Here is a 14,399-nt window from a genome sequence, read left to right on the forward strand (position 1 = left end):
GGGTGTCAGGCGGGGGTGGCCGCCGCCGCTTCACGGTCGCGCAGGACCTTGCGGTTGACCTTGCCCGCAGGGGTCTTGGGCAGTTCGTCGACGAACTCGACGATGCGCGGGAATTCATGCTGGGCGAGCCGCGTGCGGGTGAAATCCTGAAGCTCCTTCACGAAGCTTTCGGCAGGTAGGCGAGGCGAGATCACGAAGGCTTTCACCACCTGGCCGCGCTTCTCGTCGGGCGCGCCGATGACCGCGCATTCGCGCACATCCTCGTGCTTGAGCAGGGTGTTCTCGATCTCCACCGCACTCATCGTCCAGCCCGCCGAGATGATGACGTCGTCGGCGCGGCCGCAGTGGTAGAAGTACCCGTCCGCATCGATCTTCGCGCGGTCCTTGGTCGAGAGCCAGCCCGATTTGCGGCGCAGCATGAGCTCCCCCACCTCGCCCGGCTCCACGGGGGTTCCATCGGGACGCTGCACCTGCAGTTCGAGCCCGGGCACAGGTTTGCCGAGCGAACCCGGCTTGACCGTGAAGTCCTTGGCGCCCGGGTAGTTCACCAGGACCACCCCGATCTCGGTCGTGCCGTACATCGAGCAGGCATCGACCCCGAATGTCGCGTCGATCCAGTCCAGCGTCGCCGGATCAATCGGCTCGCCGGTGTAGGACAGCTTGCGGATCGCGAACGTGAAATCGCCTGACCGGCCGGTGTTCTTCATCATGCGGTAGTGGGTCGCGGCGGCCGACATGTTGGTGATTCCGAACTCCTGCAGCGCCTCCATCAGGCGCACCGCATCGAACTTGCCACGCCCCATCGTCCCTGTGGTGATGCCCAGCCCGAGCGGGGCCAGCGTACCGTGCCACAGGCCGTGTCCCCAAGCGGGCGAGGAGGGGCAGAAGAACTCATCGCCGGGGCGAATACCGGTGCCGTAGAGCGCAGCGAACATCAGCGTGACGAGCGAGCGGTGCGTGTGGCGCACCGCCTCGGGCAGCTCGCGCGTGGTCCCGCTGGTGTACTGGAAGCAGGCGAGGTCCTCGCCCGAAGTCTGCGGCGTGTAAGTCCCGGGATACCCCTCCAGGGTTTCCAGCAGCGCATCGTCCGCCACAACTACGCGCGGCCCCGCGATGGTGCAGGCCATCGGCGCCTTCTCGGCGTTGGTAAGCAGAATGGCCGGAGTACAGTCTTCCACCCGCAAGCGCAGCGCGTCGGGCCCGAACAGCGTGAACAGTGGCACCGAGATCGCGCCGTGCAGCATCGCGCCGAACAGGCAGACGTAGAAAGGCAGCGAAGGTTCGAGCATGAAGGCGATGCGCTCCCCCTTCTCGACGCCGTTGGCATCGAGCCAGTGCGCAAAACGCGCCGCGCCGCTGGCGAGCACATCGAAGCTCAGAATCTCGTTCGTGCCATCGGCGTGGGCGACGCGCACCGCCGCCCGGCCCGCGCCATCGGCGTGGCGCAGGATCGCCTCGTTCGCGATGTTGAAATGTTCGCGCGTTCCCGCGAACAGGTCCCACAACCGCGCGGATGTGGCGTGCTGCTGCGCGTCGGCAAAGCTGGTGAAGTCGCTCAACAAGGCCATGGCCATTCCTCTTCCGGGCGAGTCCCGCCCTGTCGTCTGCCCCCTTCTACGCAAGAACAGGCTTGCTGTTTCAAATATTGAATGCCATTCACTATATCGAATGAAAGATCGCTCTCTCGATACCGCTGTGAAGGACAGCAAGGCCCCGGCCATCGCCCGGGCAGCCGCAATCCTTCGCCTGCTCGGACGCAGCGATGTGCCGATGGGCCTGCAGCCGATCGCACGCGAACTCGGCCTCGTCCCCAGCACCTGCCTCTACGTGTTGCGCGCGCTGGTGGAGGAGGAACTGGTCAGCCTTGATCCGGCGACGAAGCGTTATTCGTTGGGGTCTGGTGTCCTCTCGCTCGCGCGCCACTGGCTGCACCGCGATCCCTTCGCCAGCCTCGCCCAGCCGATCCTCTTCGACCTTGCCACACGCTTCGCGGTGACCTGCATCGGGGTCGAGATTTCCGGGCTTGAGCGCATCACCGCCGTGGCCGTGGCCGAGGGCCCCGGCAACTTCCGCCTCTCGACCGAAGTCGGCAGCCGCTTTCCTGCACTGCTGAGCGCCACGGGCCGCTGCATCGCGGCCTTCGGCGACCACGCTCTGGAACGTCTGCGCCCCCGCTTCGAGAAGCTGCGCTGGGACAATCCGCCTGACTTTGCGCTGTGGAGCGAGCAAGTGCTAGAGACCCGCGCACAAGGCTACGCCGCTGATGTGGGGCACTACATCGCCGGGGTCACGGTGATGGCCGCGCCCGTCTATCGTGCGGCTGAAGGCCCCTCGCACGCTCTGGTCGCACTGGCGCTGTCGCGCACCCTCGATGAGGAAGCGCAGCGTCAGCTCGGCAAGGCTCTCGTCGAGGGTGCGCAGACAGTGACGCGGCAGTTGGGAAGTATGTGAAGACGATATCCAAGGGCCATCGCCCTCGGGCTTCCCAAACCGTCCACCTCACCTTGCGCACGCCACCCTGGCCGAGACAGGTGAGGTCACCCGGTCTGGGGTCAAGGGGCGATGGCCCCTTGAATCACCTTCTTCCTTCTGAAGTCAGCCTGAGCACACTTCCCTCCGCATCGCCCGACACGTAAACCGTGTTCGCATCGCGCGCGGCCAGACCGCAGAAGGGCACCATCGGACCGGACATGTCGCCCACGCCGCCCAGGAGCTTGGGGACCACACCCGGAGGTGCCTTGACCGGAAGGCCGCTCGCACGCGTTTCGCGCCGGCCCGTGGCAAGGTCGCACGCGACCACTTCCTTGCGTTCCACATCAACCACGAACAGCGTCTCGTCGACGACCCCGATGCCTTGGGGCTCACCTAGTCCATCGAGCACGGTTTCCTTGCGGCCACCCTCACAGCGCACCACCCGGCCACCGGCGCTTTCGCTGATCAGGACATCGCCCCCTGCGGTGAGGGCAACGCCCATGGGCCGCGCCAGGTCGCGCGCCAGTTCCTCGAGGCCTCCTGGCCCCGCAAGCAGCACGCGCCCTGCCCCGCCATCGGCGAAGACGACTGTTTCGCTATCGCGCATGGCTAGGCCGTAAAGGATCTCATGCCCCGTGCTGAGCGGGGTACTCGTGCCCTCGGCCATGTTCCAGCGCATGACCGCGCCCATCGAGTTGGTCGTGACCCAGATGCCCTCTCCGGCGGCCGCCACGCCGCGCACGAAGCCGGGGAAGCCGGGCGAAAACAGGCAACCGGCAAGTTGCAGCTCTCCGCCCGGTGCAAGGGTATAGGTAAAACCGCCATCGGCTACGAACAGGCTGCCGTCCGCGGCAAGGGCCAGCCCCATCGGCCATTGCAGCCCGCGCTCCACCAGTGGGCGGACGGAGCCATCGGCGCGGATTTCGGTCACCTCGCCAGGGATCGAGGAGACGAACAGCCGCTCGCCCACGAACGTGCAGTTGTCGAGCCCGGGCAGGAGTTGGGCCAGCACCTCGCGTACGCCCGTCTGCGGGTCGATGCGCAGCACTTGCCCGCTTGCCACCTGGGTCGAGATGATCCGGCCCTTGCTGTCAAACTTCACCGAGTCCGGGACGCCCAGGTCGCCCACCACGACTTCGGGCGCGCCGCCGGCCGGATCGACCCGCCAGATTTCGTTGGTCGCCATGATCGGCATGTAGAGAAGGCCATCGGGCCCAATGGAAAAGGCGTTGGGCATGGGCACATCGGCCAGGATCTGGCGATGTGATCCGCCGACAGGATCGAGTTCGAACACGCGCCCGCCCATGCGGCATTCGCCTGCAAAGAGACGGTCCTGATGAACCGTGATCGGGTTGGCCACCGGCATGTCGCCGTGGATCACGCGGTAGCTGCCGTCCGGCGCCAGCATCGAGACGCGTCCCAGCGTGATCTCGGTGGCATAAAGATTACCCGCGCTGTCAAAGGCAATATCGTCGGGCGCGGTGATCGGCCCGTCAATCGCGCTGACAGGGCTGGCCTCTCCGGTATCGGGATCGAGCGCGGTCACCGCGCTGCCTGCGACCTGAGCGACATAAATCCGCCCGTCTGCGCCGGTGCGCAGACCATTGGCGCCGAACAGGCGGCTGGACCGCGTGATCCGCTCCAGAGTCCAGTCCGGTGCGGCGCGCGCGCCGTCCGGCCCTGCATAACGACTGACGAGGGCCATCAGCCGTGCCCCAGGATCGACTTGGTCTCCAGATACTCGGCAAAGCCATGCGCGCCCCATTCGCGGCCATTTCCGCTGCGCTTGTAGCCGCCGAAGGGCGCGGCGAAGTCGAACCCGCCGTTGAGATAAATGGCGCCGGCTCGAATGCGCCGCGCAATGGCCCGGCAGGCCACGATGTCCTCGCCATCGACATAGGCGGCCAGGCCAAAATCGGTGTCGTTGGCAATAGCGATGGCGTCCTCGATCCCTTCATAGGGGATCATCACCAGGACCGGCCCGAAGATCTCCTCGCGCGCAATGACTGTTGAATTGTCGCTGACGAACACGGTCGGCTTCACGTAGAAGCCCGCGTTCAGTCCTTCGGGACGACCCGGCCCTCCGGCAATGAGCTCGGCTCCTTCCGCGATGCCTTGCGCAATATAGTTCTGAACGGTGTCGAACTGCTCCTGCGAGACCACCGGCCCCATCGCGACATTGCCCACAGGATCACCCACCGCGACCGCCTCGGCGGTCTTGGCGGCAAGCGCCTTCGCTTCCTCGAAACGGGCGGCGGGAACAAGGAGGCGCGAGCCCGCGCTGCAGGTCTGCCCGGAGTTCATCATCATCGAGGAGACCGCGCTCGCCACGCGCTCCATCGTCGAGGCATCGTCGAGCACGATGTACGGGCTCTTGCCGCCCAGTTCGAGGCACACGCGCTTGACCGTCTCGGCCGCATCCTTCTGGATCTGGACGCCCACGCTCTCGGACCCTGTAAAGCTGATCATGTCGACGTCGGGATGGGTCGAAAGCGCGGTGCCGATGACCGAGCCCTTGCCCTGCACCATGTTGAAGACACCCGCCGGGACGCCCGCCGCATCAAGGATCTCGGCCAGGATCTGTGCAGAGTAAGCGGCGAGCTGCGGGGGCTTCAGAACCACGGTGCAGCCTGTCGCAAGGGCGGGAAAGACCTTCACCGTGACCTGGTTGATCGGCCAGTTCCACGGCGTGATGAGGCCACACACGCCGATGGGCTCCTTCACCACCAGCGTATCGCCCAGCTTCTCCTCGAACTCGTAACCTTCCAGCGCAGCAATCGCGGCATCAAGATGCCCAAGGCCCAGAAACGTGTGGAATCCGCCGGCAAGGCTGGCGGGGGCACCCATCTCCTCGGTGATCGCGGCGGCGAGATCGCCCTGCCGCACTTCGAACTCGGCCTTTATCCGGCGCAGCAGTGCGAGGCGCTCCTCGCGCGTCGCAAGCGACCAGGTGGCAAAGGCGCGCCGTGCGGCGGCCATGGCCTTGTCGACATCGCCCACCGTGCCCAGCGCAATCCGGCCCGAGATCTCCTCACTCGCCGGATTGACGAGATCCTGCGTCTCGGTGCCTTCAGGTTCGACCCAGGCCCCATCAATATAGAACATGCGGTAGTCGCGCATCTGCCTCTCCCCGGCCTTGCCTTCTCGCGATCCTTACTGCGACCCTTCGGCGTACCAGGTTCGGAACTTCTCGTACTTGGGCATCTCTTCGGAGTTCGCCTTGGGGTCGATGCGGACGTGGATCACCGCGCACTTGCCGCTGGCGTAGGCGCGTTCGATGGCAGGCTGCAGATCGGCGATGTCCTCCACGAACTCGCCATGGCAACCGAACCCTTGCGCCATCTTGTCGAGCCGGACCTCGGTGCTCCAGTGCGTGCCGATCTCGCTCGTGCCCTGCCCGAAGGTGCGCTTGTAGACACCGACCTCGAGACCCCACTGGAAATCGACCCCGACGACGCAAACGAGCGGCAGCTTGCAGCGTACTGCCGTTTCCAATTCGGCGACATGGAACAAGAACGAGCTGTCCGAGGTCAGCAACATGCCCGGGCGGCTCTTGCCGGTCGCCGCGCGGTCAGCCAGCATCGCGCCGGTCGCATAAGGGAGCCCGGTGCCGATATGACCGTAGTTCTGGTTCCAGATCACGTCGTGGGGTTTGCACTGCGAATAGGTCCACTGGTAGATCACCGTGGCGCCGCCATCGCGGATCAGGATGCCGTCCTTGGGGAAGGCCTTGGTCGCTTCCACCACCATGCGCGAGGTGTGAATGCCGACCTCGCCGCCGCCAGATTTGCTTTCGGTTTCCCTGGCCAGCGCGTCGAGCTCGGCCTTGCCGTCCTTCATGAACGCCGCAAGCCCCGGGGCGGGATCACGCGGAGCGGCCTCAAGTTCGCGCACAAGCTGGGGCACGACACCGCGCAGGTCGCCCACAAGCGGCACGTCGATCGGACGGTTGACGCCGATCGCGGTCGGATCCTGCTCAACGTAGATCCATTTGCGCGTGGCGTTGTTCTTGGCCCACCAGCGCGTGGTGCCATAGTGCAGCGGTTCGCCGATTTCGGTGCCGAGCGCCAGGACGAGATCGCTCGCCTCGACCGCTTCGAGCGAGGCATCGGAGAAGACGTACTGGAAGGTGCGGTCTTCGAGCCCCTCGATATAGGACGTGCCGCCCGAGGTCTGGACGACCGGGCAGTTCATCAGCATCGCAAGGTCCTTCACCGCCGCGCCCATGCGGGTGGTGTGGACGGCATGGCCCAGGAGCAGGATCGGGTTCTTCGCCTCGCCGATGAGGCGCGCCGCCTCGCGCACCTTGTCGATGTCCGCGCCCTGGTTGACGAGCCGGTAGCTGGCGGGCGGCGCGACCTCGGGCAGGTCGAGCTCTTCCAGGATGACGTGGGCCGGATACTCGATGTAGGATGGGCCCGGGCGGCCCGAGAGCGCCTGGCGGATCGCCTCGCGCACGATCTCGTCGGTCTGGTCGGCGTACTCGATCGAGCCCGAATACTTCACCGAATCCTCGATCATCGGCTCCTGCCGGACGAACTGGATGCGCCCGCGCCGCACGCGCCGCTCGGTCACGCGCGCGCGCTGACCGCCCAGGAAGATGACGGGCGAGTTCTCCACCCGCGCGCACTGGACCGCAGGCATCATGTTCGCCATGCCCGGCCCCAGCGTGCCGATGCACAGGCCGGGCTTGCCGGTCATGCGGCTCGCCGCCTCGGCCATGAACCCGGCGGCGGCCTCATGGTGCGGGGCCACGACCGTCCAGCCGCGCTTCTCCGCTTCGAGGAAGAGATGCACGAAATTGGGGTCGGGGATGCCAAAGAGCGTGTTGACGCCCTCGGCCTCGAACAGGTCCAGAATGCGCTTGTAGACCGGCGTTCCCATTGTCGATTCCCTCTTTCCCGAATGTCTTTGCTCTTGCCCGAGTGGGCGAGAGCCCTTGCCTCGACAAGCAGCGGCGGGGCAAAACCGCAGCGACGATGATGCCCTCCGCGCGGGCGAATTGCGGCCTGCCACGGCGATCCCCTGCCCCTCAGTCCTCCAGGAGGCGCGGCGCTCCGCGCCCTATGAAGCTGGCCAGATTGCGGTGCAGGTTGATGACCTTCTGCTCCTGATGCGGGTTGGGCAGCGGCCCGCGGAAGCCGCTGGACTTCATCCCCTTGTGGACGAACTCCATGTTGGCGAAATCCTGCGCCAGGACCGCCCCCCAGTTCTCGCCGGTGGGCTCGGCATAGACCCACTCGGTCTCGGGTTCCTCGCCGTCGGGGAAGCGTTCGAGCGCGTAGCTCTCGAAGATGCACTTGTCCGGATCATCGCCATAGGGGCGCACCCGGTAGCACAGCGCGAAGGTCACCCCGTGGAGGATGTTCTGATTGGGAAAGAGCCCCCAAGCGAGGCCGGCCTCGGCCATGATCTCGCTGGGAATTTCGGGCCAGGTGACGCCGCGCGCGGCATCGTCGGCTTTGGCCGATTTCATCCAGTGCGCAATCACCTCCTGAGGGGTCGCGGTCTCGGGCAGTTCGTCCTTCAAACGGCTTGCCGCCTTGACCAGCGTCTCGGTCGAGGCCGAGTAGTTCACCGTTTCGTAGTTCTCGCGGATGAGCTCGTAGGTCGAGACACGCGGGTCCAGCCCCGCCTTGCCCGAACGCGTCGTGCCCGAGCTCTCGCTCATCCGGTAATCGGCCTCGCGCGTGTCGTAGCCCGAGACCGAGTGCAGCCCGAACTGCTTCGAATAGGCGTAATAGTCGCCGTAGCGCAGCAGCTGCGTATGGGTCCCCGCCACATGGTAGGGTTCGAGGAAGGCCTCGATCGCAACCTTCCAGTTGCAATCGTAGATCGCCCACTGGCGCCACTTGTAGCGCATCTTCGCAAGCTCGAAGTGGTCGAGGATCTCGCCCGCGCGGCCCATCCACTCCTTCAGGGGCACGCAGTCGGGGTCCATGTTGATGTAGATGTAGCCGCCCCAGGTGTCGACGCGGACCTCGGAAAGACAGGTCATCTCGGGTGTCAGTTCGTGATGCCAGTCCTGGGGATCGAGAATGAAGGTGTTGGCGCCATCGGTGTCGAAGCTCCAGCCGTGAAAGCCGCAGGTGAAGCTGCGCCGGTCCGATCCGCGCACATCGTGGACCTTGCCCGGCAACATGTCAGGCACCGAGACAAGCTGGCGGCCCCGGTGGGGACAGACGTTGTGGAAGGCCTTGAGTGACCCGTCACCCTTGCGCAGGACGATCACGGATTCGTCGGCGACATTGTAGGTGAGCCAGTCACCGGGGTTGGGCAAGTCGCTCTCACGCTCGACCATCTGCCAGACTTTGGGCCAGAGGTGCTTGTTCTCGTCCTCAAGATAGCTGCGCGAGAAGAACGCCTCGGTCGGGTAGGTCACCCGCCGCTCCGCGTCCATGTCCTCGCCCGTGATGTTGCCGGTCGCAAAGCGCTCGGCTGCGCTGTCCTGGCTCATGTCCCTGCCCTTCCGCCTTCCTATTGCGCCTCTTGCGAGATGCGCAGGTCCAGCCCCTCCATGTCGCCCGCCTCGCGCCAATCGCGAAGGAAGCGCAGGAAGTCGTCCCAGCCCGCGCCCCACGGACGGAACAGGCCCCACTTGTGCTCCTTGGCGCCTTCGTTGTTGAAGTAGCTGGGCGGGCAGGAATTGAGGAAATCGGACTGGTCGATGGTGGTCGCCTCGAAGTGGGCGACGTAGTCCTCCATGGCCTGCCTCGTCGGCTCGACCCGCTCGGCGCCGCGCCGCAGGGCCTCGCCGATGATCCAGGCGATGTGTTCGCCCTGGCGCCCGAACTGCTCGGTGACGGACGCGTTGAGACCGCCCTGAATGTAGCCGATGTAGAACTGGTTGGGGAAGCCGTGGGTCATCGTCCCGTGAAGCGTCAGCGGTCCCTCACGCCAGTGGTCATAAAGCGAGCGTCCTTCGGTGCCTTCGATCCTGTCGATGCCCCAGCGCCGTTCCAGGTCGCTGGTGACCTCGAAGCCGCTGGCAAAGATCACGCAGTCACAGGGATACTCCGTGCCGTTGGCGACGAAGCCGTTCTCGGTCAGCTTCTGGATACCGCGTGTTTCCGAGACATCGACCAGTTCCACGTTGGACCGGTTGAAGGCGGGATAATAGGTGTCGCTCGACAGTGGCCGCTTGCACATGAAGTAGTAGTAGGGCTTGAGCGCCTCGCCGATGGTGCCGTCCTCGACCAGCGCATCGACACGGCGGCGGAAGCGTTCCATGACGCGGTGGTCCATCTCCGCGCGGCGGGCGAGGTATTCCTCACTGCCGATCTCGGGCCACCCCTCCTCGGCGAGTTCGGCGGCGATATTGCGGCTGATCTCGGTCCAGAAATCGCTGACGAGGTCCTCGTCCCCGGGGCCGAAGCTTTCCATCGCGCCGCGCTGGAAATTGGCCTGGCGCGCGGCCTGCCAGCCGGGAGGCTGGCTCTCGAACCAGGTGCGGTCGGTGGGGGGATTGGGGCGCGCATCCACCGTCGCGGGCGTGCGCTGGATGACGTAGAGCTTCCTTGCGTACTGGGCGAGGATCGGCACGGCCTGGATCGCGGTGGCCCCGGTGCCAACGATGGCGACGGTCTTGTCGGCCAGGCGGTCCAGCTCGGGCCGGCCAGGCTCGCCTCCGGTGTAGCCATAGTCCCAGCGCGCGGTGTGGAAGAGCTTGCCCTTGAAGGCATCGATCCCCTCGAGCGCGGGCAGCTTGGGCATGTTGAGAACCCCGTTTGCCATGATCACGAAGCGGGCCTCGATCCGGTCACCCCGGTTGGTGCCCACCTGCCAGCGCGCGGCGCCCTCGTCCCAGACCAGCGAGGTCACCTGGGTCTGGAATACGGCCTTGTCGGCAAAGCCGAACTGCTCGGCGATCTGGCGGATATAGCCCTGGATCTCCCAGCCATCGGCGAATTTCTTGGACGGGACGAAGCCGGTCTCCTCCAGCAGAGGGAGGTAGCAATAGGCATCGTTGTCGCACTGGATGCCGGGGTAGCGGTTCCAGTACCACACGCCGCCGAAGTCTCCGGCGGTGTCGAGCATCAGGAAGTCGGACACGCCCTGCCGCGCCAGCTGCACTCCGGCCAGCGTGCCCCCGAACCCGCAGCCCAGCACCACGACATCGGTGCGCCCCGTGATCGGCGGGCGCGGGACGATCTCGACGTCGGGATCCTTCGCCACGTCGGGAAGCGCGCCCTTTGGCGGGACATAGTCCGCCTGACCACCCTTGCGCAGCCGCCTCTCGCGCTCCTTCGCGTAGCGCGCGTTCATCGCGGCGACATCGATGTCCGCAATCGGCGGTACGTTGCTCTTGGTCAGTGCCATACGGATTTCCCTTGGCGGCCCCAGGCGGCATGCCGTGAGTGCTTCGCGTCCTGTTGCCTTCTACCGCTCCTGCAGGCCCAAGTGGGCGATGCCTTGCTCTGCTGCGGCTTTATCGCTTGGGCGATAGGCGGCGCGTGCCCGCTCAGGCCTTGCGCACATAGGTTTCCTCATCCGGTCCCGGCGCGCCCGGAAAGGCGCCATAATCGGGCGTGTCGATGAGCGGGGCGGACAGGTCGATGGGGCCGCGGTACTTGAAGCTCCAGAACCGCTCGGCATAGCGCCAGGCGCCGTCTTCCTCGACGTAGCGGTCATGATACTGCCCGAAGGTGATGAACTGCGTGCCATCGGGCATCCAGGCAAACTCGGTCATCCCCAGACGCCCGCGCACGCCCGCGCCCTCCTCGATCAGGATCGGCTGCCCGGTGACGAGGTGGATGCGCGTGCAGCGCCCCAGCAGCTGGCCGCAGCCGGTCTGGATGGCCTCGCGCCCCTGCATGTCGAGCCCCGCGATCTTCCAGGTGCCCGCGCGGCTCCAACAGGCCGCGAAATTTTCCGCGTCCTGGCGCCAGACCGCATCGGCAAAGCGCGCGTGCAGCTGGCGAATGCCGAAATCGGCGGCGATCATGTCGAGAGCCATGGTGTCCCTTCCTCCCGCTCAGGCCGCAGGTTCGACGACGGCGGCCTGCGGCGCGCGAGCCGCGGTCGCGGTGTCCAGCCCCGCGGCATGGCGCGCGGCGATGAAGCCGAAGGTGAGCGAGGGACCAATGCTCGCGCCCGCGCCTGCATAGACATTGCCCATGACCGACGCGGTCGAGGTCCCCGTTGCATAGAGCCCTTCGATCACCGAACCATCAGCGCGCAGCACGCGGGCGTATTCATCGGTGACCGCGCCCCCGTAGGTGCTGACATCGCCCGGGACGACCGGCACCGCATAGAACGGCGCCTTGGCAATCGTCCCGCGCGAGGGTTCCTCGGAATAGGGATCGCCCACGAAGTGGCAGCCGTCGTAGGCCCTCTCGCCGCGTGCGAAATCCTCGTCCCGACCCTGCCGCACAAAACCGTTCCAGCGGTCGACCGTGGCCGAAAGCGCCCCGGCATAAACGCCGATGCTGGTGGCGAGCTCAGCAATGGTGTCGGCCTTATGGAGGTAGCCCGTCTCCAGCCAGCCCGGCGGAATCTTGCGGTCGATGAAGGTGTCGGCGACCTTGTACTTCGCCGTGAACTGGGCATCGAAGATGGCCCAGCTGGGCACCGCAGGGACCTCGCGATTGCGGCGCAGCATGGTCTCGCAGTAGAGCTCGTAGGAGCCCCCCTCGTTCATGTAACGCTGGCCGGTCTGGTCGACGAGGATAGCGTGGGGCTTGCCGGTCAGGCTCTGCGCACCGGGGAGGACATAGGCGTTCTCGGTGCCTGGCGGGATCGTCGCCTGGAAGCCGACCATCTGGTCCATCTGCGCCAGCTGCGCGCCCACCGCCTCCATCGCGCGGTGCAGGTCCCCGGTGTCGCCTTCAGGCACCAGGCTCCATTCCACGCGCGTGCCGGGCATGTAGCGCTCGCGCATCTCCTGGTTCTTGCCAAAGCCACCGGCGTTCACCAGCACGCCCAGGCGCGCGCCGATCCGCCGGGGCGCGGGATCACCGGCCACCTCGACGCCCGTGACCCGGCCTTCCTCGCAGAGCAGATCGGTCACCGCGCTGTCGAAACGGATTTCCACCCCCGCCTCCAGCCCGGCCTTGAACAGGCGCCCCTGCAAGGCTGCACCCGCCGTAGTGTAGGCGCGCCCCAGCAGCTTGTCGCGCACGGTGCGCAGCGCAATGCGCGCCAGCATCTTCTTCGCATCGGGGTTGGTGCGCGCGTGGCCGACCTTGGCGGCATCGGCAAGGAGCACGTTGAACTCGGCAAAGCCCTTGCGCAGACGCCTGCGCATCGGCCCCAGCTGCTTGGTATCGAAGGGTTCGGCGACCACGGTGCGGCTCGTCTTGCAGCCGCCGGGAAGTTCGTCGTAGTAGTCGGGCCAGAACTGCGCGCCGCGCCGCAGCCGTACGCCCTGACCCAGCAGGAAGTCGATGGCCCGGGGGCCATTTTCCAGATAGGCCCGGCGCTTCCCCGGCGAGGTTCCAGGCGCCACGCCGCCATCGAGGTTCTGGAGCGCGTCGAGATAGGTTTCGGCCTGCTCGATCGTGTCCGTCTCGCCCTCGGCCTGCATGAAGGGGTTGGCCGGGATCCACATGACCCCGCCCGACTTGGCCGTGGTTCCCCCGGCATAGGCGGTCTTTTCCAGGACCAGCACCGAGTGGCCCGCCGCGCGCATCACCAGCCCCGAGACGAACGCCCCCGCCCCGCTGCCCACGACGACCCAGTCATAGGTCTCGTCAAAATCAGGCGCGCTCATTGCGCGGGGCCGCCCGGTCTTGCGGGCAGCGCGATCTCGGCACTGCCGGTCGCCATGACCGTGCCGAGCTGGTTTTCCATGCGGTGCTTCACATGGACAAGGTGCGTGCCGTCTCCCGTGACCGACGTCTCGGTCACTTCGGCGGTCTGGATCGTGATGTCGCCGGTCAGCGCGGGGCCTCGGTAGTTGGCGATGGAGTGGACCACGCGGCCATGCTCGCCCGCCCAGCCCGAAAGGTAGTCGGTGATCCACGAGCCCATCGAGGCGCCGTAGCCATAGCCGCGCGGCATGCCGATCTTGCGCGCCCACTCGGGATTGAGGTGCCCGCGCGAAGGGCCGATATAGGCGCCGTCGGTCAGCTCGGGATTGACGAGGACCATGTCGGGATCGTTCTCATACCCCGCCATCTCGCGGGTGAAGCCCATCGCTTCCAGGTCCTGCTTGCGGAACTTGAAGGCGCCCCAGATCGACATGTAGAAGGCCCGCCATTCGGTCGCGAAGCTTGCCAGCGAATGCGGGCCGAAGACGCGCTCGGGCAGGACATCGCCCACTTTCACCTCGTCCCAGTACCTCGGCTTGTGACCCAGATCGTGGAGGCTCTGGATCCAGGTGAACTTGCGCTCTTCCAGCGCCTCCAGCTCGGCCGGGGTCCATTGCGGGTCCTGCGCATTGCCCGTATCCGTGCTCGCCCCGCCGGCGGCCGCGCTGTAGCGGATCGCCGTCGAGCGCTGCTTGGCGATCTCCTCGCCGTGCTGGTTGGTGTAGATGTTGTCGCCGCGCTGGAAGCAGGTCGGCCCGGCAAAGCCGGTCTCCTTGACGGTATAGTCATAAGGCACGCGCAGCACCGAGATGCGATCGCCCGGGCGGATCTGCACGTCGTTGAAGAACCATTCATCGCCCCCGAACAGGAGGTGCGATTCCGGGATACGCCCAACGCAGGCCGGGGCCGCGCCGTGACCATCGTCGCAGGCAATGGCAAAGCTCTGCGGCGCGATCAGACCGCCCCAGCGCCCCTCGCCCGCAAAGTCGGGATCATAATGCAGGCGATTGGGGTAGTGCATCGCATGCACCCAGCGGCGGATGTCGTTCGCCGCGATCGGCTCGCGCAGCTGCGAACTCTCGATCGGTTGCCCGAGGTACTGGTCGATATCGCTGGTGTCGAACGTCTGCGTAGCCAAGCGCCTGCTCCCATCTCTTTGGCCGGAATGGTCGCGAT

10 protein-coding genes are annotated in these 14,399 nt (G+C 66.2%); 1 reads left to right on the top strand and 9 read right to left on the bottom strand.

The annotated features are described in order from the left end of the window. Positions 1–5 precede the first annotated feature (5 nt). Complete coding sequence (locus tag MTR65_RS13305; RefSeq protein WP_243800973.1) at positions 6–1,568, bottom strand: acetate--CoA ligase; 1,563 nt, start codon at positions 1,566–1,568, stop codon at positions 6–8. Positions 1,569–1,668: 100 nt separating this feature from the next. Between MTR65_RS13305 and MTR65_RS13310 the strand changes: the two genes are divergently transcribed. Continuing rightward, positions 1,669–2,451, top strand: coding sequence for an IclR family transcriptional regulator (locus MTR65_RS13310; RefSeq protein ID WP_243800974.1), 783 nt, complete (start codon positions 1,669–1,671; stop codon positions 2,449–2,451). A 124-nt stretch (positions 2,452–2,575) separates the two neighbouring features. On the opposite strand, the gene MTR65_RS13315 is transcribed toward MTR65_RS13310, so the two are convergent. From MTR65_RS13315 to MTR65_RS13350, 8 genes are all read right to left on the bottom strand, one after another. Then, positions 2,576–4,177: an SMP-30/gluconolactonase/LRE family protein gene (locus MTR65_RS13315; RefSeq protein WP_243800976.1), complete on the bottom strand. Its 1,602-nt coding sequence runs from the start codon at positions 4,175–4,177 to the stop codon at positions 2,576–2,578. Further along, the gene (locus tag MTR65_RS13320; RefSeq protein ID WP_243800978.1) at positions 4,177–5,592 is read right to left on the bottom strand and encodes an aldehyde dehydrogenase family protein; all 1,416 of its coding nucleotides are present in this window, start codon (positions 5,590–5,592) and stop codon (positions 4,177–4,179) included. Before MTR65_RS13320 ends, MTR65_RS13315 begins: the two co-directional genes overlap by 1 nt. A 33-nt stretch (positions 5,593–5,625) precedes the next feature. Next, positions 5,626–7,356, bottom strand: a complete 1,731-nt coding sequence (locus MTR65_RS13325) for a thiamine pyrophosphate-binding protein (protein WP_243800980.1) — start codon at positions 7,354–7,356, stop codon at positions 5,626–5,628. 148 nt (positions 7,357–7,504) lie between these two features. Continuing rightward, on the bottom strand, positions 7,505–8,929 hold the full coding sequence (locus MTR65_RS13330; RefSeq protein WP_243800982.1) for an aromatic ring-hydroxylating oxygenase subunit alpha: 1,425 nt from the start codon (positions 8,927–8,929) through the stop codon (positions 7,505–7,507). Between the two features lie 20 nt (positions 8,930–8,949). Further along, positions 8,950–10,791 (bottom strand): flavin-containing monooxygenase, encoded by a 1,842-nt coding sequence (locus MTR65_RS13335; protein WP_243800983.1) that lies wholly within the window; start codon positions 10,789–10,791, stop codon positions 8,950–8,952. A gap of 142 nt (positions 10,792–10,933) precedes the next feature. Then, on the bottom strand, positions 10,934–11,428 hold the full coding sequence (locus MTR65_RS13340) for a nuclear transport factor 2 family protein (RefSeq protein WP_243800984.1): 495 nt from the start codon (positions 11,426–11,428) through the stop codon (positions 10,934–10,936). Positions 11,429–11,446: 18 nt separating this feature from the next. Further along, positions 11,447–13,183, bottom strand: a complete 1,737-nt coding sequence (locus MTR65_RS13345; RefSeq protein WP_243800985.1) for an FAD-binding protein — start codon at positions 13,181–13,183, stop codon at positions 11,447–11,449. Then, on the bottom strand, positions 13,180–14,361 hold the full coding sequence (locus MTR65_RS13350) for an FAS1-like dehydratase domain-containing protein (protein WP_243800988.1): 1,182 nt from the start codon (positions 14,359–14,361) through the stop codon (positions 13,180–13,182). Before MTR65_RS13350 ends, MTR65_RS13345 begins: the two co-directional genes overlap by 4 nt. Between the last annotated feature and the right edge of the window lie 38 nt (positions 14,362–14,399).

The organism is Novosphingobium mangrovi (assembly GCF_022818885.1).
GTDB lineage: Bacteria > Pseudomonadota > Alphaproteobacteria > Sphingomonadales > Sphingomonadaceae > Novosphingobium > Novosphingobium mangrovi.

Coding starts and splice junctions, on each gene's coding strand:
- MTR65_RS13305 (WP_243800973.1), bottom strand. CDS start 1,568: ATGGCCTTGTTGAGCGACTTCACCAGCTTTGCCGACGCGCAGCAGCAC.
- MTR65_RS13310 (WP_243800974.1), top strand. CDS start 1,669: ATGAAAGATCGCTCTCTCGATACCGCTGTGAAGGACAGCAAGGCCCCG.
- MTR65_RS13315 (WP_243800976.1), bottom strand. CDS start 4,177: ATGGCCCTCGTCAGTCGTTATGCAGGGCCGGACGGCGCGCGCGCCGCA.
- MTR65_RS13320 (WP_243800978.1), bottom strand. CDS start 5,592: ATGCGCGACTACCGCATGTTCTATATTGATGGGGCCTGGGTCGAACCT.
- MTR65_RS13325 (WP_243800980.1), bottom strand. CDS start 7,356: ATGGGAACGCCGGTCTACAAGCGCATTCTGGACCTGTTCGAGGCCGAG.
- MTR65_RS13330 (WP_243800982.1), bottom strand. CDS start 8,929: ATGAGCCAGGACAGCGCAGCCGAGCGCTTTGCGACCGGCAACATCACG.
- MTR65_RS13335 (WP_243800983.1), bottom strand. CDS start 10,791: ATGGCACTGACCAAGAGCAACGTACCGCCGATTGCGGACATCGATGTC.
- MTR65_RS13340 (WP_243800984.1), bottom strand. CDS start 11,428: ATGGCTCTCGACATGATCGCCGCCGATTTCGGCATTCGCCAGCTGCAC.
- MTR65_RS13345 (WP_243800985.1), bottom strand. CDS start 13,183: ATGAGCGCGCCTGATTTTGACGAGACCTATGACTGGGTCGTCGTGGGC.